This window comes from Bradyrhizobium sp. USDA 4454 (assembly GCF_054822705.1).
This window is the reverse complement of sequence record NZ_JBTRCN010000001.1, coordinates 2,429,501-2,447,578: the sequence shown is the minus strand read 5'-3', so window position 1 is coordinate 2,447,578 and position 18,078 is coordinate 2,429,501. Positions and strand designations below refer to the sequence as shown.

20 protein-coding genes are annotated in these 18,078 nt (G+C 58.3%); 5 read left to right on the top strand and 15 right to left on the bottom strand.

The genetic code is table 11. The features are described from left to right. Positions 1-16: 16 nt before the first annotated feature. Genes ACVIW0_RS11090 through ACVIW0_RS11080 form a run of 3 tightly spaced genes read right to left on the bottom strand, consistent with a single transcriptional unit; the run spans position 17 to position 2,423 of the window. Positions 17-397: a cupin gene (locus ACVIW0_RS11090; protein ID WP_461352360.1), complete on the bottom strand. Its 381-nt coding sequence runs from the start codon at positions 395-397 to the stop codon at positions 17-19. Between the two features lie 17 nt (positions 398-414). Continuing rightward, positions 415-1,884, bottom strand: a complete 1,470-nt coding sequence (locus ACVIW0_RS11085; RefSeq protein ID WP_461352359.1) for a 4-hydroxyphenylacetate 3-hydroxylase family protein — start codon at positions 1,882-1,884, stop codon at positions 415-417. A 20-nt stretch (positions 1,885-1,904) separates the two neighbouring features. After that, a complete protein-coding gene (locus ACVIW0_RS11080) occupies positions 1,905-2,423 on the bottom strand; it encodes a flavin reductase family protein (RefSeq protein WP_461357295.1) in 519 nt (172 codons plus the stop codon). Positions 2,424-2,575: 152 nt separating this feature from the next. Here ACVIW0_RS11080 and ACVIW0_RS11075 point away from each other — a divergent pair, with 152 nt between their 5' ends. Then, positions 2,576-3,175, top strand: coding sequence for a MarR family winged helix-turn-helix transcriptional regulator (locus tag ACVIW0_RS11075; RefSeq protein WP_461352358.1), 600 nt, complete (start codon positions 2,576-2,578; stop codon positions 3,173-3,175). A gap of 1,085 nt (positions 3,176-4,260) precedes the next feature. On the opposite strand, the gene ACVIW0_RS11070 is transcribed toward ACVIW0_RS11075, so the two are convergent. The 3 genes from ACVIW0_RS11070 to ACVIW0_RS11060 all read right to left on the bottom strand — a co-directional run bounded on the left by ACVIW0_RS11070 (position 4,261) and on the right by ACVIW0_RS11060 (position 5,794). Further along, entirely contained in the window at positions 4,261-5,007 is a 747-nt protein-coding gene (locus ACVIW0_RS11070; protein WP_461352357.1) for a fumarylacetoacetase, read from the bottom strand. Next, the gene (locus tag ACVIW0_RS11065; protein ID WP_461352356.1) at positions 5,004-5,276 is read right to left on the bottom strand and encodes an SDR family oxidoreductase; all 273 of its coding nucleotides are present in this window, start codon (positions 5,274-5,276) and stop codon (positions 5,004-5,006) included. Before ACVIW0_RS11065 ends, ACVIW0_RS11070 begins: the two co-directional genes overlap by 4 nt. Positions 5,277-5,575: 299 nt before the next feature. Next, positions 5,576-5,794: a rhodanese-like domain-containing protein gene (locus tag ACVIW0_RS11060; RefSeq protein ID WP_461352355.1), complete on the bottom strand. Its 219-nt coding sequence runs from the start codon at positions 5,792-5,794 to the stop codon at positions 5,576-5,578. Here ACVIW0_RS11060 and ACVIW0_RS11055 point away from each other — a divergent pair. Further along, on the top strand, positions 5,708-5,995 hold the full coding sequence (locus ACVIW0_RS11055) for a hypothetical protein (RefSeq protein WP_461357559.1): 288 nt from the start codon (positions 5,708-5,710) through the stop codon (positions 5,993-5,995). The two genes, ACVIW0_RS11060 and ACVIW0_RS11055, sit on opposite strands and share 87 nt — an antisense overlap. Before the next feature lie 30 nt (positions 5,996-6,025). On the opposite strand, the gene ACVIW0_RS11050 is transcribed toward ACVIW0_RS11055, so the two are convergent. Continuing rightward, on the bottom strand, positions 6,026-6,472 hold the full coding sequence (locus ACVIW0_RS11050) for a GIY-YIG nuclease family protein (protein WP_461352354.1): 447 nt from the start codon (positions 6,470-6,472) through the stop codon (positions 6,026-6,028). Between the two features lie 212 nt (positions 6,473-6,684). Then, positions 6,685-6,981, bottom strand: coding sequence for a hypothetical protein (locus ACVIW0_RS11045; protein WP_461352353.1), 297 nt, complete (start codon positions 6,979-6,981; stop codon positions 6,685-6,687). Positions 6,982-7,515: 534 nt separating this feature from the next. Here ACVIW0_RS11045 and ACVIW0_RS11040 point away from each other — a divergent pair. Together ACVIW0_RS11040 and ACVIW0_RS11035 are read left to right on the top strand one after the other, a co-directional pair. After that, positions 7,516-8,472: an MBL fold metallo-hydrolase gene (locus ACVIW0_RS11040; RefSeq protein ID WP_461352352.1), complete on the top strand. Its 957-nt coding sequence runs from the start codon at positions 7,516-7,518 to the stop codon at positions 8,470-8,472. Positions 8,473-8,935: 463 nt separating this feature from the next. Beyond that, the gene (locus ACVIW0_RS11035; RefSeq protein WP_461352351.1) at positions 8,936-9,508 is read left to right on the top strand and encodes an alpha/beta fold hydrolase; all 573 of its coding nucleotides are present in this window, start codon (positions 8,936-8,938) and stop codon (positions 9,506-9,508) included. 253 nt (positions 9,509-9,761) lie between these two features. On the opposite strand, the gene ACVIW0_RS11030 is transcribed toward ACVIW0_RS11035, so the two are convergent. The 4 genes from ACVIW0_RS11030 to ACVIW0_RS11015 all read right to left on the bottom strand — a co-directional run bounded on the left by ACVIW0_RS11030 (position 9,762) and on the right by ACVIW0_RS11015 (position 12,929). Continuing rightward, the gene (locus tag ACVIW0_RS11030; protein ID WP_461352350.1) at positions 9,762-10,025 is read right to left on the bottom strand and encodes a hypothetical protein; all 264 of its coding nucleotides are present in this window, start codon (positions 10,023-10,025) and stop codon (positions 9,762-9,764) included. A 7-nt stretch (positions 10,026-10,032) separates the two neighbouring features. Then, the gene (locus tag ACVIW0_RS11025) at positions 10,033-10,533 is read right to left on the bottom strand and encodes an MBL fold metallo-hydrolase (RefSeq protein ID WP_461352349.1); all 501 of its coding nucleotides are present in this window, start codon (positions 10,531-10,533) and stop codon (positions 10,033-10,035) included. A 387-nt stretch (positions 10,534-10,920) separates the two neighbouring features. Then, positions 10,921-11,955, bottom strand: coding sequence for a methyltransferase (locus ACVIW0_RS11020; protein ID WP_461352348.1), 1,035 nt, complete (start codon positions 11,953-11,955; stop codon positions 10,921-10,923). Between the two features lie 8 nt (positions 11,956-11,963). Further along, entirely contained in the window at positions 11,964-12,929 is a 966-nt protein-coding gene (locus ACVIW0_RS11015; protein ID WP_461352347.1) for a Bug family tripartite tricarboxylate transporter substrate binding protein, read from the bottom strand. A 129-nt stretch (positions 12,930-13,058) separates the two neighbouring features. Here ACVIW0_RS11015 and ACVIW0_RS11010 point away from each other — a divergent pair, with 129 nt between their 5' ends. Continuing rightward, positions 13,059-14,000: a LysR family transcriptional regulator gene (locus tag ACVIW0_RS11010; protein ID WP_461352346.1), complete on the top strand. Its 942-nt coding sequence runs from the start codon at positions 13,059-13,061 to the stop codon at positions 13,998-14,000. A gap of 854 nt (positions 14,001-14,854) precedes the next feature. Here the strand turns inward: ACVIW0_RS11010 and ACVIW0_RS11005 are convergent. The 3 genes from ACVIW0_RS11005 to ACVIW0_RS10995 form a co-directional block, all read right to left on the bottom strand. Further along, the gene (locus ACVIW0_RS11005) at positions 14,855-15,016 is read right to left on the bottom strand and encodes a DUF2933 domain-containing protein (protein ID WP_461352345.1); all 162 of its coding nucleotides are present in this window, start codon (positions 15,014-15,016) and stop codon (positions 14,855-14,857) included. Positions 15,017-15,534: 518 nt separating this feature from the next. Further along, complete coding sequence (locus ACVIW0_RS11000; protein ID WP_461352344.1) at positions 15,535-17,037, bottom strand: tetratricopeptide repeat protein; 1,503 nt, start codon at positions 17,035-17,037, stop codon at positions 15,535-15,537. A 635-nt stretch (positions 17,038-17,672) separates the two neighbouring features. Next, on the bottom strand, positions 17,673-18,035 hold the full coding sequence (locus tag ACVIW0_RS10995; RefSeq protein WP_461352343.1) for a DUF4242 domain-containing protein: 363 nt from the start codon (positions 18,033-18,035) through the stop codon (positions 17,673-17,675). Positions 18,036-18,078: the final 43 nt, after the last annotated feature.

Below are 18,078 nucleotides of genomic sequence, written 5' to 3'. Positions count from 1 at the left end.
CGACAGCGAGCCGGCATCAAACCGGATCGAAGTAGTGCATCTCCAGGAGCAGGCAGCCGTTGACGGACTTGAACGGTCCGTGCGGCGCGTGCGGCGGCCGGCAGGCATAGGTGTTCGGAGGGAAGCTCTCGCCGCCCTCCCCCTTGGCATCGTTTCCGACGATCAAGTCGCCCGAGACCAGATAGACCTCTTCCCAGTATTCGTGCGAGAACGGCGCGGTCGTGTAGACGCCCGGCTCGAAACGGAGCAGCCGGGTCCGCGTCCCGCGCCGATTCTCCTCATCGAGGCCACCTGAGATGACCTTCTGCTGGATGCCGGCCGGATAGCCTGCGGGGACTTCCCAGCCGGTCGTCATGTCGAGCGTGTAGAATTCGTCGTGCTTCTTGTTGACGGGCATGTGCTGTCTCTCTGGGTTCAGGCGGCTTTGCTGGAGGTCGAGACGCCGTTGAGGTCGTAGGAATCGAGCATGGTCTGCACCAGCCGGTCGGCGCCGGCCCAGTCGTAGGTGCGATAGGAATGGCCCTTGGTGACGAAGGTCGCGCCGGCGTAGAACATCTCGTATTGCTGATGGCGCGAGCCGAACTCGGAGCCGACGGCGTCCCAGGCGAGCTTGTAGAACTTCACGCGGTCGTGCGAATTGGCCTTCGGGGACTGCTGGGTCTTGCGGATCAGGGCGGCGATCTCAGGATTGTCGAAGTCCGCCACCGATGAGGGCAGCATGATCATGCCGCCACCGGCGAGCTCGCGCAGCGTATTGATGATGTGCGCGTAGAGCTGCTGCGTCAGGACCTGCGCCGAATAGAGCGTGTGCCGGTCCGGGATAAAGTAGGGACCGACCTGCGTGCCCTTTGCCTCCATCGCGGCCACCAGCGCATCGACCATGCCGGTCTCGGCTGCGAGCTGACCGAGCATTTCGCGAACCTGCGGGAACTGCGTGACGCCGTTCATTTCGGCGGTCCGATGCGCAAGACCGGTCAGGAACTTGAGCTTCACGCTGAGACGGACCATCGCCTGGTAGTTCTGATAGACGTGACAGGGCGTCGCGTGAAACTGCTTCTGGCACATCTCGACGTTGCCCTCGATGAAGACGCGGTCCCACGGCACCTTCACGTCGTCGAAGTAGAGAACCGAATCGTTCTCGTCGAAACGGCTCGACAGCGGATTGTCGAACACCGCGCCCGCGGCACCCTCATAGGACTTGCGCGACAGCATCTTGAGGCCCGTCGTATTCATCGGGATCGCGAAGGACATCGCATAACGCTCTTCACCCGGACGCATCGGCTGGATGGTCGTGACGAAGACCTCGTCGGCGACCACGCCACCGGTCGCGAGCATCTTGGCGCCGCGGATCGTGATGCCTTCGGCATCGCGATCGACGACGCCGGCGGTGAGGAACGGATCGGACTGTTCGGCAGTGCCCTTCGAGCGGTCCGCCTGCGGATTGATGATGACGTAGGTGAGGTAGAGATCCTTGTCGCGCGCGTAGCGGTAGTAGCTCTCGAGTGCGCCGGCACGAGCCGGATCGTAGGCCTTGAATATGTCGAGGCCCATGTACAGGCCCGAAATGCACGATGCGACGTGGTCCGGCGCGCGACCCATGAACCCCGCGTGCAACCCTGCCCATGCCTCGAGCGCCTTCCGCCGCTGAAGGAGGTCGGCGTAGGACGCCGGAAGCTGCCAGATCCGGTTGGCACGTCCGGCCCCGGTCTCGAACGTCATGAGATCGGCGTTCTCCCTGGCACTGGCAAAGTCGAACAGCCCGGCCATCGAATTTGTCAGATTGCGAAAGGCATGGTGCGTCGTCACATCGCCCACCGAGGCGCCGTTGATGTAGATGGTCCGGCCGTCCTTCAGGCCCGACAAATAATCCTTTGCGGTACGCATCGCGGTTCTCCGGTTCGAAGCTAGTAGTGAATGGGAAGCGGCCAGGTCGGCTCGCGCTGGGTTTCATCGACAAGATCGCGGTAACGCCCGCGAAAGAAGATCAGGGGGGCGGCCGCCTCGGAGCGAGTCGCGTGGCGGACGACCCGGACGACGAAGATGACGTGGTCGCCACCCTCATACACCGCGTAAGGCGCGCATTCGAAATGAGCCATCGCACCCGCGATCAGCGGCGCCTCGGCGTGGCCCACCGACGTCTTCACCTGGTCCCATTTGTCGGAAAGAGCGCGCGCGAACTGGTTGGAGATCTGCTCCTGGTCGCGCGCGAGGATGTTGACGGCGAAGCCCTTCGCCTCGAGCATCGCGGGCAGGCTTTTCGCCTTGCGGTCGACGCTGAACAGAACCAGCGGCGGATCGAGCGAGACGGAATTGAAGGAACTCATGGTCATGCCAATGAGCCCGTCGCCCCTACCACGCGCGGTCACCACCGCAACGCCGGTCGCGAATTCTCCCAATACACGTCTGAACGCACGGTCCTCCATTGGACATCGCCTCGCTGCTTCAGCTGATTTATAATTTTCAACTAGCTTTTTGACAAAGCTATCTGAGAATGTCAAGCCTACTTGCTGGGCGGGCGCATGCGTGCTTTTTAAGCAAGCTCGCGATGCCATGATTTGGCGAGGAGAATGACCGCGTGACCGATGCACTCCTGACGGCGTCGAAACCCGAGCTGCTCGACAAGGAGGGAGACCGCACGCTGCGCGGCCTCCTCTACGATTATTTCGCGTTCGGACGCAGTCTTGAGGCCTGCCGCGAAATATTCGCGGGTTTCGTCGACCTGTCGCCTACCCAATATCTGATCCTGATTGCGATCAAGAATTCGACTGCGGAAGAACCGATGGGCGTGAATCAGGTCGCCGAGCGGCTATATCTGAGCGGCGCCTTCGTTACGAACGAGATCAACAAGTTGGTTTCCGATGGCTTGCTCGAAAAAAGCCCCCATCCCGAAGACGGACGGCGGGTGCAACTTGCGCTCACCCAGCGCGGAATGAGTCTACTGATCCGCCTTGCCGCTTTGCAGCGCCCGGTCAACGACGCCTTGTTTGGCATGCTGACGCGTGAGGAGTTCAAAATGCTGTCCCAGTTGCTGTCGCGGCTCGCTTCGAACGCCGACAACGCGTTGAAACTCGCCGAACACGCCAGAGCGACGCTCAAACTTCAGGAGGATCTGCGGGCTTCCACAACGAGCGCTCCGGAATCCCGTAAGAAACGACGTCCGGCGCGTACGCGGTAACACCGGCGGGATGGCCACCGCTCACTCGATCGAGAAGGCGTGGAGTCCGATCATCCAGAGGGGCGCATCGTGCAGGCTACGATGCCCGAATTGTCCGCATGGGTTGCTCAACCGGTCTATTCTGCCGAGGAATTTAAAAAAGCCCTTGCGGGCCAGTCTCTTAAGGGTGGTGGGCGCACCAGGGCTCGAACCTGGGACCCGCTGATTAAGAGTCAGCGGTTTTACCAGTTATTACAGGCAGTTAGCTGTAAAATTACTTCATAGTAGGGCTTTACAGATCAATAGGTTACGACCGAATTGTAAATCACCAATTCGCCGCTTCCCAACCCGCGGCCCCTGCGCACCGAACGTAATCAGCGGCCGAAAAAATCAACAAAAACAATCAAGCTCGATCCTGATTGACCACCGTTATCGCTGTTTGTTCACGGGGTTTCGGTGGTCAATCGGTGGTTGGCGTCGGATCTTAAGCCAGCGAAACCGACGGTCCGTCGGGGGTTCGCGTCGCCAGAGCGCCACCCACGTTCCCCCCGACAGCTTTCCGCCGATTTCTTGGTATCAGTGGCCTGACGCAGTCCCCTTGCGGCCAACGCGGGCAGCGATCGCAACTGAACAAGCGACCTCCGGAATTTCCTCAAGGCCATGTTCTCTATTCCAAGCCTGAATGTTCGGTTTAAAATGCAGTTCTCGATATCGGTCCTAAACGAACGCATCGAAGACAAGACGAAATTGAGAGCCTTCGCGGCGTCGCGAAGCTAGTTGGTCCAAAGATCATATCCGCAGCTTCGTGCCCGCAGCGCCTGATCGCTTGCATCAACTACCTCGCGTGCTAGTTTCGCTATTTGTCGGCAGCGACATAGCTGACCAAGCCCACGTATTCGCCACGGTGAATCTAGAGCAAACAAAAGTCGCCAAAAGTCTCGCAATGGATCTGTTTGATCTCGCGAGGACGCGGAAAGCCGCGGCACCCTTCGCGCCGATCATCTTGCGAACGCGAACGTACAGAATCCTGCTCTAGCGTGGAAAAGCGTAGCATGGTGCCCAGGGAGGGAAACATACGCAACCACCGACACGACGAAGGACCGGCCTCAAATCATCAATCGCGCGGGTGCTCCACCAATGCGAACCATCGCGTGGAAATTCCGGAGCAGCGATCGATTTTCCGATCTACCCGAGAGGAGTAATCGTTCCGCACGTTTCCGGGATGGCAATGCCCGCGTTCTGCGTCCGCGTTCGGGCATCGCATCGCCAGGCCGTTTGATCTGGCCGCACGGGCGCTGGACTGCACATCCGCTGACCCGAAAGCTCGGGGCGCGGCCCTGGTAGGCTATCGGAACGTATTTGTAGTTTGGCAGCAACGGATTGTCTGGCCGGAACATCCGGCCTGCGTTGGTGGCGTGACGAATCGAGGCGAAAAAGTCGGTAAAGTTCGATATCCGAAACGGCAGCAGCATCTCGACCTCTGACTGCCGAACCAGCCACTCTTCGGCAGATCGCCGGCCTTTGAGATTCGATTTGTCGAGTAGCCGCGACAGCCCTAGCCTTAGGGCCGACCAAGCCTCTCCGCCTTGCTGCATCAGCGGCCGCAGGCTTGGTGCCGCGCACGCTTCAGCCGCTGCCCTCGCGGTACCCTCCAAGGCAGGTGCACAGGCGGCAACGTCTAAAATCTGATCGCCAATCGCCACCCCGGCCCGGGCGGCATCTGCAGCGCCGCGACGGCGAAAGATGCCGAACGGCAGGTTCTGGAGGGGATAGTCGCTACTTGACGCATTCGCCGAGAAGACCCAGCTCCGCCGCGCAGGGTCGTGCGTCTCGTTGAGGCCGACGATGCTCACAGGTGCCGCCCCCCATCAACGACGATCTGGGTGCCGGTCGCGACCTTCAGATGGGTAACGCAGGCCAGGACCGCACTCGCGACATCCTCCGGCTCGACGACGCGCCCTAGCGGCGTTGCCTGGGCACCCTTCTCGAGGGCGGCCCGGTCCCGGCCGGCCACAAAATCGGTTGCCACCGCGGCGGGCGAAACGCATAAAGACCGAATTCCGAGGCCCAATGCCGTGTCAGAGACATCGTCATCGTATCGAGCGCTGATTTCGAAGCGCAATAGGCGATACTGCCTCCGGATCTCGTAAAGGCGGAGATCGAAGAAACATTGACGACGACGGCCCCACCAGCAGCTTCAGAAATGGCAGGGTCGCGCGAATAACGGAATACGGGCCTCGCGCGTTCGCGGATAGAATTCGATCGTACAGCTCGTCATCGAGCTTATCGAGATCGTATTGCGCTATTGAACGGACGGCTCTTTCCCGGCGTGTTTAAGGAGTTCGCCTCGCTACCTGTGCGCTCAGCAGAGCTGCGAAGGTTTCGAGCAGTTCTATATCCCAGCTATCCCTATTAGCAGCTCTACTCGCGAACGATCGGACAGCTCTCGTCCTTGGCCCAGTCAGCGAAGCTAAGATAATAAGCACGGACGTCATCGTATCCCGCTCGTACGGCTGCGATCGCCGCGAGTGCAGCCCGACCTCCGCCATCACAATGCGTGACGACGTGGTCGCCGGGGCGGAAAGCCCTGACGGAGCAAGGTGGCCCGTATTCCTGGAATGGTCGTCTAGCGGATGGCATCGAAGCGCAGAAGTGAAGCAACTTGTTACAAACGAGACTCTGAAAGCCATGACCGAGAAGCAGGTATTCTTATTTGATGAGAATCGCCTTACGCGCGTTTTTAGCGGCATCGAAGAGTCCAAGTTTAGCGACATAGAACATGCGATCGAATATCGCGTGAGTTCTTACGATGCGGAGACTGAGGAAGATGTGGTCCTGTGATGGCTCTCTTGGCTGCGCCCCGAAAGCTGATCAGACAGTGAGCTTCCCCAATCGCAAGGTCTGCCTGTATTCGATTGCCTCGGGCACTTCGCGGAATTCCAGAAGCTCACCTGCAAGCTGAGCAAGGTGCGCCTTAGCTTCCAATGGGGTCGCGCGAAAAAATTCCCGCCGTCGATTTACCTCGTTGACCCGGTGGCCAGCCAACCGATCATGCATGGACATTTCGATGCCTACGGCGTCGTTGGAGAAGAACAGTGCATGGACATCAAAATTGAACGGCACGGATGCGTCGCTCAATTCCCGAATGCGTTCCATCGGATCGAGACGCCTCGTCATCCCGATCTTCACCATCTTCTCGCCAAACGAGCCAATGTTGGAAATTACGTACACATACCCTGCGCGCGTGTTCGCCGCGCGAGCTTCAACGCTCGCGATAGCCGTCTCTACGTCAGAGATCTGCTCCTGAAGGCGTCTCATAACGCCACGTCACTCTCGCGGATGGTGCAAGCTCAATAGAGCGATCCAATAGCGACAACGCTTCCGAGAACTTTCTCTCAAAGAACAGAACGATTCCTAGACCCTGACGCAGACAAAAGCTGAATTTGGCTGAAGGCGTAAAGCACGTTCGGCGTATTCTCGAGATGAATCATGCTTGCCAACTAGGATTGTATAGACCCAAGAAGCGATTGCTAGCGCAGTACCATCTTCAGGATCGGCTTGGACCGCCTGCTGAGCGATCCGCTCAGCCTCAAGCACTCGTTCCCTATACGCATCCGCTTGGCATCTTCGATCCAGTTGTAGATCGTTTGGTCGGAAACGCCGCACGCAGCGACCGCCTCCACGACGGTCAGGAACAAGCGAAGGCCAGCCATTCCGTCTCCCGCCTGGCCGAGCTGACGGACGCGGTCCGCAATTCGCGCTGCATCAGCGGACAGCTGGTCAAGGGCGGCGACCAGTGTGTTTTGGTTATTAGTCATCGCGGTCATTTCTTTTGTCGGTCATTACCTGTGAGTTCATGGGAACGTTGTTTCAACCCCTTGGAGAATGTGGGCGCTAGTGATGCCGAGCGCGCGAGCGCGACCCGCATTAGTAGGCGCGCGGGAAGGACCCGCTCCGCGTGCCACGCTTGTCACGCTTGCCACGCTCCATCGGTCTGGCGTGACAGCAGGGACAACCGTGACAGCCGTTTCCATTTATCGACCCCACGCGCGCGCATCTGGTAGTAATGAGAAAAGGCCGTCACGCTTGCCACGCCTGCCACTAACTACACATCACACATCAGTGCCGTCGTTTCAGCTAGCCTAGGATCCAACTCCGGACAATCTAACAGAGTACGTCACTTTGGCTTTGAACCCCGGCGCATTTGGCTGGACATATCTCAGGCCAGTCAGTTGCACGAAAATTGGACTCGCCCAGCATTCCGCGACAGGACCACCCCAAGTCAGCGCTTGTGCCTCTAGCACTGGAAAAACGCAGCGAGGCTAACGAATTGAATCAAACATTTAGTTGGGGGACGTTCCATGGCCTTGACCAGACGAGAGACACTAAGGCTGTCGGCCGGAGCACTTCTGGCACCGACCGTTCTGCCAAGCCGTGCCGCCGGGCAGTCGCCTCGCACCAAGGTCGTCTTATTGGGAACAAGCGGCGGGCCGCCGTTGCAAGTTGCCCGCGCTGCGCCTTCAAACGCCATCGTAGCGGGCGGCGCTCTATACATTGTCGACTGTGGCAATGGCGTTGCCCGCCAAATCGTTCAAGCAGGTTTAAGGCTCAACTCGCTCAAAAGCATATTCATTACGCATCATCACTCGGACCACAATTTAGACTACGGAAACTTGTTTTACTTCGCTTGGTACTTGAGCCTTCGAAATCAAGTTGATTCCTATGGACCGCCACCACTGTCCGAAATGACCAGAAAATTCTTCGAACTTAATGCGTTTGATATCGACATTCGAATCCGGGATGAACGGAAGCCAGATCCCAGAGCACTTTTAATTCCACATGAGATTTCGTCCGCTGGCGTCGTGCTGCAAGATAGCAATGTAAGGGTGTCATGCGTCTTGGCCGACCATCCTCCGCTTCCAGTGGCGTTGTCATACCGATTTGATACAGCGGATCGCTCGGTTGTATTTTCGGGTGATACCAGAAAAACCGATGCTCTCATCGAACTCGCTAAGGGGGCTGACGTGTTCGTATGCGAGGCGCAATATCTTCCCGGAATGCGCAAAGTGCTCGACCAAGCTGTGCAGGTGGGGAGATTTGATAAGGAGACCGCGGCCGATCTTTTCAAGAGCGTTTCAGGCAACGCACTAACCGTAGAGCAAGCAGGTGAAGTGGCTCAGGCGGCGGGAGTTAAAACGCTGGTGCTCAGCCATTTCGTTCCCGGAAACGGCGCTGTTCCCGATCAGGTATTTGTTGAGGAAGCTCGTAAAGCGTTCTCAGGGGAAATTATTGCAGGACGAGATTTGCTCGAAATCTAGCCTTCGCTCGCGACGCACAATGTAGCTATGGGTCAATCGCGTCGTTCTGACACCGCGACCGCGACTTCCCGTCTTGCTCAACGAGCAGACATGGTCGGCGCCTATCTGCATGTCGCAAACGTGCCAACCCCAGTCCTTGGCCGCCAACCCATCCGAGGATATCCTACAGGTTGCAATCCCGCTGGTGGTCAGATTTTCCCTTGAACAATAGGAATTTGTTTATGACGAATAATGGAATTACCCGCCGCCGCATGCTTCGCAGTTCTGCAGCTGGCAGTCTCGCGGCAGCAGCCCCCGGCATCACAGGTGCCGCCCGCGCCCAATCAGCGAGCAAGACCTTCGTCTTCGTCAGCGGGGCTTTTTGCGGCGGCTGGATATGGCGACGGGTCACCGATCGGCTCGAACAGAGCGGCCACAAAGTATTCGCTCCATCACTGACCGGTCTAGCAGAACGCTCGCATTGTTGAGCAAGGACGTCAATCTGGACACCCACATCGCCGACGTCGTCAACCTTTTCAAATGGGAAAGCCTCGAGAACGTCTGCCTCGTGGCGTGGTCCCTTGCAGGTTATGTAGGTTCCGGCGCGATCGAAAGCATCGGCGATCGCGTCTCATCGGTTGTATGGCTTGATGCCTTCATTCCAGCCGATGGGCAAAGGGCCGCGGACACCGCGGCCGAGCCGGTTCGCAAAGGCATACAAGCGGCCATCGACAAGGGCGAGGCAGGTGTTCGTGGATCGGCAACGTATCCGCCAGCTGTCGTTGCCGAACGCGATCGGGCGTTCGCGGAGGCCAAAGTGACTCCCCATCCGGTCGGCGCCTATCTTCAGCCGATCAAGGTAACCGGGGCGCTCCAAAAGGTGTCGAAGAAGACATATATCCGTCTTCCCAAATTTCGACTGCCGCCGTTTGATAAGGCTCTGGCAGACTGCAAGAGCGACAAGTCTTGGGCCACATTCGAGCTGCCTGATGTCGGGCACATGGCCATGCTCGACGCACCAGACCGCCTAAGCGAGTTGATATTGCAAGCCGCCTGAGATCGCCCCATAGCGTAAGGTGCGGACACTGCACCGAAGTGCGTTGCCCCGCCATGGAGGCGGACGCGGGTCCGCTTTGGGTCAAACTGCGACGTCAAACCTGTTTCAGGGCTGGTCCGGTCTGGATAGCGCACGCTGCGATGGCGGTTCGCGTGAAGGTCAGCAGCGGGCCAAAGCTGTCTTAGATGCCGACAGATCTCCGCTGCGAGCAGCAATCGAATTGCAATTGCGAACAGATAGTGCCGCGGGAATATTACCCTTGGGCTACGAATACGTACCTGCTGCCATCCTTGGCTAGCCGGCCGACGTTCGGCATCAACCAGTGAGTCCCCGAAATGGTGAGCTTGTCGGCGACCGCGCGATCGAAGATCTTCCTTCGCGTTTCGACAGCTCTTTGCGGATCCTGGTCGATAGCGAGCTGCCACTCGGGATTTGTTGAAATGTGTGGCGCAAGATTGACAACGTCAGCGCTGATCAGGAACTGTTCGCTGCCGGAAGTGACCAGATGCGCGACCATTCCCGGGCTATGGCCAGGCGCCTGAACGGCGTGCACACCGGGCAGGAGTTCTGGGTTCTCCCTCAAAGGTCCTGACGTTTTTCCAGGTCGCCACCGTGGCCTGAATTCGCCGGGCGAGGCCTTTGCGCGTCGGTCCGAGATCGATCGACTCGACCCCTGGGCGCGTCCACCATTTCAATTCCGCGGCGGGCACCACGATGTCGGCATCCGGGAAGACCTGCGCATCGCTCTCATTGTTCATGAGGCCATAAATGTGGTCGCCGTGGAGATGGGAGATGAGGATCGTCTTGACGGCCTTGGGATCAAGGCCCGCCGCCGCCATGCTCTCGAATAACCGGCCGTTCCCCTCACCGTAAATCGGATGACCGCCCGTACCCGAGTCGATCAGGACCACTTGATCGCCCAGCTTGAGCGCCATGACGATAAACCGCAGGGGCGCCTGATTGTCGGGAAAACCGGCACCACGCAACACGGTCTTGACCTGTTCGACGCTGACATTCCTGACCATGCCTCCCGCAGCGGAACGTCACGCACGCCATCGATCAGAGAGAAGATTTCAATGTCGCCAACCTTGTATTTGCGGAAGGGTTGAGTGACGGACTGTTGAGCGTGAGCCGCGTCGACAAACGTGATCGGCTTGTCGAGTCCAAACGCGGCATAAGCACCGGCTGCGCCAAGTGTCACGTCCCGACGCGAGATATCGGACATCGTTCGGGGCTCCCCCTCCGACTGAATGGATCGAGCATATCAATGGGGATGTGCACTGCACAAGGTCGGCTTTGGGCAAAAGCACTGTTGGGATGATCGGCCGTCCGATTCCGGTCTACTCCGATCCGCCGACAATTTGGCGCTCCGCTGGGAGTTCGTCTTGCCAAGAATGGACGCTCCCCACGGTTCATCTGATATTATCGACTGCCTCAGCAAATACAGCTTCTATGAGATTGAAGCGGCCCGCGGGATAAACCGCGATAGCGCGCAAGCCACTCTCGGTCAGGAGCCGATTATATTCCCTTTCCGTCCGTTCCCGTCCACCTGGACCGCGCAGCATGTTTAAATCGCTCATCGCGCACGACCTGTCCGCGTCATCGGTACCGGGCAATTCCGGCATCGCACGTTCGACTAATAGCAGTCTGCCTTTTTGGGGAAGCGCTTTGCGGCAGTTTCCCAAAATGATGTGGCTGCGCTCATCATCCCAGTCGTGAATAATGCTTTTCAGGATGATCGCATCGGCCACTGCAGGCACCGCGTGAAAGAAATCGCCTGCAACAAAGTCGACGCGGTCGGAGATTCCGAGGTGTCCGAAGTGCTGGTTGGCGGCGTCGGCGCACCTCGGCAGATCGAAGACGGTTCCTCTGATGGTTGAATATGCCCTCGCCACCGCGCCCATGAGTTCCCCGGAGCCGCCTCCGACATCTATCAAGTGGGAGATCGTGCCAAAGTCGTAGGCCTGCAGTAGATCGTGCGCGACCAGCCGTGTCAGGTCCGTCATGGCTTCATTGAATATCCGCACATGCTCCGGCGAGCGCGACATCAGGTCGAAATTGTCGTCGACGTCCTGAAGTTGGGAAGCCGTCTTGCCCGACATGATCGAATCCAGAAGACCATCCCACCTCCTGGTCAGCATGGAGCCTTCAAAAATGACCCAGTTCTTGAACGATCGTCCCGCAGCACCGTCGAGTCCCGCCCCCAGTTCGGTTAGCAGGTAGCGGCCTTCGCCGGCGTGGGAGCAAATGCCGACGGTCGAGAGAGCGACAAGCAAGCGGGCAAGTGCGTCCCGATCCGCGTGGGTTCGGCTCGCGAGTTCTTCGACCGTTCGCGGTCCGTCGCGCAGCAACTCGGCGAGCCCCAGCCGGGCAGCGACATAGATCACGGCCGTCACGCGGTGCGATTGAACAAGATCCAACAACTCTTCGCGGGGATCGGTGGTCATGTGCCGCTCTAGCCTTCGATCGGGAATCCTGACGCCTTGACGATCGGTCCCCAGCGTTCGAACTCGGCGCGCTGGATATGTTTAAGTTCGTCCGATGTCGTTCCTGTTGGCTCGCACCCCATGGCATGAATCCTCGCGCGCATTTCGGGATCGCTCCCGATTGCAATGATCTCCTTTCCCAGGCGCTCAACGAACTGACGCGAGGAATGGGCAGGCGCATAGAATGCGAACCACCCGGCTGCGTCGATATCGATCCCGCTCTCCTTCAGAGTTGTGGCCTGGGGCAGGAAGGAAGATCGCACAGCGGCGGCGGTGGCGATGATGCGTATGCCACCGCCCCCATGTTGCTCCAGGAGTTCGGAAAGAAACGCCATATACAGCGGGACCCGGCCGGCCAGCACATCCGGGAGGGCAGCAGGCGTACCCCTATAGGGCGTGTGGCGCAGGTTGAGGCCTGTGATCCGGCCAAACTCGCCGCAGATAAAATGAGGTGCTGTACCTGCTCCCGGCGAGCCGTACACGGCCTGTTCGGGATTGGTCTTCATCCAGTCGATGAGTTCGTGCACCGAATGGATGGGCAGCTTCCCGCTGACCGCGAGAGCGAGATCGACCGTCATCACCTGCGAAAGCGGCACAAAGTCGCGCTCTGCATCATATCCCAGGCTCCTGAAGAGATGCGGCTGAAGTGTGAATTGCGAAGCGGAAGCAAACAGCACTGCCTCCTCTCCCGGTGCGGCATTCTTGACCGCCTGAGCGCCGATGCGCCCGCCAGCGCCGGCGAGGTTCTCCACAATCGCCACCTTGCCGAGCCTGGTATGAAGTTGCTCGGCAAACAGCCGGGCGATCGAATCTCCCGACCCACCAGGCGCGAATGGAAACACGATCTTCAGCGGCTGGTCGGCAGCAATAACGGGTAGCGGAAGAGCCAGAGCCGAAAACCCGGCCAGTATGGCGCGACGCGAGTAAAGCTGCATGGCGTTCTCCATGTGCTTGGGACAGCAATGCGACGATCCGGCCGGCATTCCATCTCGCTATTCTGAAGCAACAGCCCTATAACCCGAAATTGCATTTTCCTATCGGGCTATAACGTGAGGTGAATACCCATGCAGTGGCACGACCGCATCGGCCGACGCCTACGCCTCAAGGATCTGCATACGCTGCAGACCGTCGCAGAGGTCGGCAGCATGGCCAAGGCGTCTCGCCGTCTCGGGTTGTCGCAGCCGGCGATCTCAAAAGCTATCACCGATATGGAGCATGCCGTCGGAGCTGCGCTGCTGGATCGCACGTCGCGCGGAGTTGAACTCACTGAGTGCGGTCGCCTTCTTGTCGATCGAACGCGCGTCGTTTTCGACGAAATAAAGCTAGGTGTTACCGAGATTGTGCAAAGGTCGGATCCGGCGCAAGGGCTCGTTGCGATCGGTACAACCGAGCCGGTCACCGCTATCGTTACGGAAATTATCGGACATCTTGTCTGCAGATATCCAGGCATCAGGTATCATATCACGATAGGTGATCGGGATGCGCTGGAGCATGCTCTGCGCCAGAGAATGCTTGATCTGGCCATCACGCGCTGGTCGCCGTTGCCGGTCGCCGATGATTTGTCCGCGGAGGTGCTGTTTAGATCCTCCCTTGCGGTGATGGCGGAGCGACGGCATCCGCTCCTGCGATCGAGGAAGAAGTTGAAGCTCGCAGAACTCATGCAAGAGCAATGGACGCTCTCGCCGCCCGACAGTTTTTTGGGGCGTACCGGCGTCGAGCTATTTCGGCGACATAACCTGCCGCTTCCGCCAACGACCGTGACCACGATTTCAATCTACATGCGGTTGAATCTTTTGGCGAGCAGCCGGTTTATAACCCTATTGCCCATGCAGATACTCAGAATGCGATCGAGTAGCGCATGGCTGCGCGCGCTGAACGTCGATCTTGGCGATACTTCCGCCCCGATAGCCTCAATCACCTTGAAGGGACGACGGGCCGGAGGTGCCGTCAAATTATTCCAGGAGGCCAGTCGGGAGGTCTGTAAGGCGCTGGTTGGAGTGAACTGATTGGTCGACTGACTTCCGCAATGGGTCGGATAAGTTTGGATCACGGCTCGCGGGTCTCTTTAGGCCTAGAAAGCGGACATTCCAGCTCGTAAGAAGTCCCCCCTTGGGCATAAAAACCGCTACCGCCGATAGACACCGTTTACTCTCAAAGCCAGTGAAGGGTAGTGACCTTCACTCTCCCATTATCCCCTCCACATGCGTGTAGAGAGTGAACAAGATCAGTGATCACTACCCTTCACCGTTCACTCAGAGGGGTCGGGTCAGTCCCAGGGGGCGGTGAATCCTTGCAGAAAAAGGGGCTTCGACCGGCCCATAGGAAATCATTCATATCCACAAAATGGAGAGTTTCGCAAAGGCGGATGTCCGGTGTGTTGGCGAAACCGGACATCTGTGGAGGATCAAGGCACGTCTGCAAAGGGCAAAACTCAGACAAAAGGTTCGGAGACAATCGGTCTGCTCACTGGCCGGGTTGAGCAGGTGGGCTGGGCCAATCCGATCGCAGATTGTTCGGGTTATTCCGATCGAACAAGTCCTGCCTAATAAGGCCGGTCGGGCGAGGATCAATTGCGGACTCAATTCTGCGAAGCTCATAGCTTCGTGTGACTACGACCCCGGGTCTTTCGACGCAACTAGCAGGATAACCAGCGTGCTGGCAGTAAACTACGGCACTCCCCGTTCCAGTGCTTCCAGCTAAGAACACAATTATTAGCGACGCCGAAAACGCGATTGATCGCCGCATTTTTACCTCCGTGGCCAACCCGCGCAGCAGCGTGGGTAGGATTTTTGTCACTGGATTGCTAATCAGTCCGGCCGACTACCAGAAGTTTGATCTAGATCAATGGGGCGAAGTCTGCTCAGGGCCAATGCTCCGCATGGTTTTTCTCCTGCGCGCTTTGATCACTGTGTTGGTCATGTCTGTGACCGCGCCGATGTCCGAACAGGTGCATTAAGGGGCAGACAAGAAGCAGCAGATACGGGGCCGCTGACAACAGATGGCCGGTATGATTCCAGAGCAAATACGCACCGAGCCGCTAGCGCGAACATCGCAGCAACCCCGAGCTTTGAACCCAGAAAGCATCGCATAGTATTTGTGGATCACAGAACCAGCAGGCGCTGCTTGATTGAGATCAATCACGCAACGGCGAATGCGGAATAATCTTTAACTTCAAAGTCGACAGACGAACGTGCCATGAAGACGGGCTTATGGAAGGTTTATGCCTGTTCGCTCGCGACCACTCTGGCGATTGCATACGTGGGGTGTGCGATCTTCGACGCTTTGTTTCCACCGTACGGGATGTTGGTGGCATTCGGCCCCCACAGCCCGTAGCCGCTTTACGGAAGCCTAGTCGGGTTGCTGTCAGGATTTGTGACTTTTGGGATCGCCGGTTTTGTGCTGGGCGCGCCCGGGCAAATCTGGTCCGCCATGCCTCACTGAGCGGACCTCAACGAGGTGGGACGCTTCGTCGCTGAAGGGCCAATAGGCGACATCAAGATGGAGGAGGCCGTCAGCGCCAGCAAGCGAATGGTCTCCACCTTATTGCTCCCGGACGCCCCCCTTTCTCAGCCCATCGAGCATGTCATCGATCTCCCGACGAAACTGCGGGTTGGTTGACATTGAGTAAGCGAGATCACGATACCAATGGATCGTAAAGTCTGGCCGGAGCTTGTTCAATTCGGTCAAGCTCCGCTGTGCCTGTTCGGATTGCCCCGTGGCTCCATAAGCCGATGTCAGATCTACATAGGCGTATAAGTTCGAGTTCAGATTGACCGAGCGCCCGCATTCCTCGATGGCCTCTCCATATTGGTGCAGGTGCAAGTGTGCATGGCAGAGCCAAAAGTGCCACTGGAAAGCAAAAGGATCTCGGGGACTGAGACGGAGAGCCAACTGGACCGGCGAGAAGGCCTCGCGCGCACGCCCGGAGATGACGAGTGCAATTGCTTTGGCGGCGTAGACAGCTGGATTATTTGGATCAATTTCGAGCGCCGCATCATATTCAGTCAATGCTTCCTCAGGACGTCCAAATAGAAGGATGGTTCCCTTGGTCGTATGAGCACTCGCGCTTGCCGGGCTTTTGGACAGAACTCTGTCGATGAGGTCGATTGCTTGCTTTCTGTCTTCAACAATGAACGCAGACCATCGGTTGTTCACAGCAGCCGCTAAACACCGCGCTTTGCCAATCATGGCCTCTACGTTGTCTAGATCGAGGCGTAGCGCACGATCGAACAAGTCCTGTGCGTGAGCATTCTGGATCTTCGATTGCGGCTCATAGAGCTTTGCCCAGCCGCGCATCGTGAAGTCGATGGCGTCTGGATTCGTCGACCGGTCCACTTCGCTGCGGCGGCTTTCGGCCTGGATCAGTTCAATGTTCAACGAGCGGGCGAGCCGCGCTGTGATCTGGTCCTGCAAAGCGGCGAGGTTCGTGCGATCGCCGTCGAAACGATCGGACCAGACGTCCCGATTGTTCGCGACATCGGTAAGTGATACGTTGACCCGTACGTGATCCCCGTTGCGCCGCACCGCGCCCTGGACCGCCCAGTGGATACCAAGGTCTTTGCCGAGCGTCCTGAAGTCGATCTGCTTGTTCTTGTATGTAAAGGCCGTTCCGCGTCCGATAACGAACGCGCCGGGCATTTGCGCAAGGTCCGTCGTCAGATCGGTCGTAATGCCATCGGCGAAATAGTCCTGCTCCGGATCGTTGTTGAGGTTTGCGAATGGCAGCACGACTAGTGACAAGCGCGGAGCAATGTCGGGCCGGGCCATAGCCTCCCTCTGCGTCTGCTGCTTGTCCGGAAACACGTCAGTGCGGAGCGTCTTCCACACAGTCCAGTAGCCGACGAGGCCACCCGCAATCGCGCCGATAGCGGCAATTGGAGCGAGTGCCCCGCCGATTAACTGCAATCGCGCCCGAACGCGACCCTTGAGAGGCGATGCCGGTTTGTCCGGTAGCTCGTTATCAGATGCCTTCTCGTCCAGTGGATCATTATCGGATGCCGGTTTGTCCGGTAGGTCGCTGGGGACTTCCGAGTTCGTCACCATTGCCTCCCCGCAGGGGCCAAACGCCCGGATTATTAAGCCTAGCAGATTTTTGCGGCTTCACGTTGGTCAAGGATGCTGACTAACTTCACGCCTCTGGTTGCGGAACGGCCGGTTTGCCGACCTCGAATAGATGTCCGGTTGGGGTCAATCGCGTCGTTCTGACACCGCGACCGCGACTTCCGCTCTTGCCCAATGAGCGGACATGGTCTGCGTCTACCGGCAAGTCGCAAACGGGCCACGACCGGACTCGTGCGATACGGCAATGCGCGGCAGAAGACGAAAACCCTCACACCCGACCGGCCATCAACACCCTTGAGCGGCTCCATATTTGGCTAGGCGGCAGATGCTTGAGAACCGGCATCGGCCCCACGCCTTGAGCGAGCAGATGCGTCACGTCGAGGCCGTCATCAAGATGTTGACGCCAGCTACACTTGGGCGGATCGCGGTGAAGCGCCGGAAGCCAAATCCGAGGTTCAAGCGCGGCACCCTCGACGGGCGGGCGCTTGACGTGCTCCAGACGACCACGGAGCACGATCGCCCATTGTCTGCTTTCAGAGGCTTGCGGCCATGGTGGTGCCGTGAGGCTGCCTTAGGTCCGCAGCGAATGACCTATCTCGGGCGGCTACGTCGAATTGCTAGTGAGTTGTTTGAGCCATTATTGAATATTTTTCCGCGCTGAATTCGCTAATAGGCACGGTGCCGACCGGGATGATCGCGTCGCAGGGAACGTTAGCGCGACGCGCCGCTAGGCGGATCGCCTCTTCGTTGGGCGCCTCATAGAGACAATAGGTCTTACGTTTATCCGCACTGAGGAATGAAAATAGCCATTCGACTCCGATCTCGTCGTTAATTTGCTTAATCTGCAGATTGCTGGCATCGTTAAAGATCACATCTTCTGCGAAATTCCGCTCGATCAAAAACAGGGGCATGATCGCTCCTCTGGAATTAATGGACGCAGCGTCCGGGAAGCCACCCGGGCCGGGTTGAATGATCTGCATGTTGCCGCATAATGGTCTTAGGTGCCAGTGGCGCTCGCGGGCA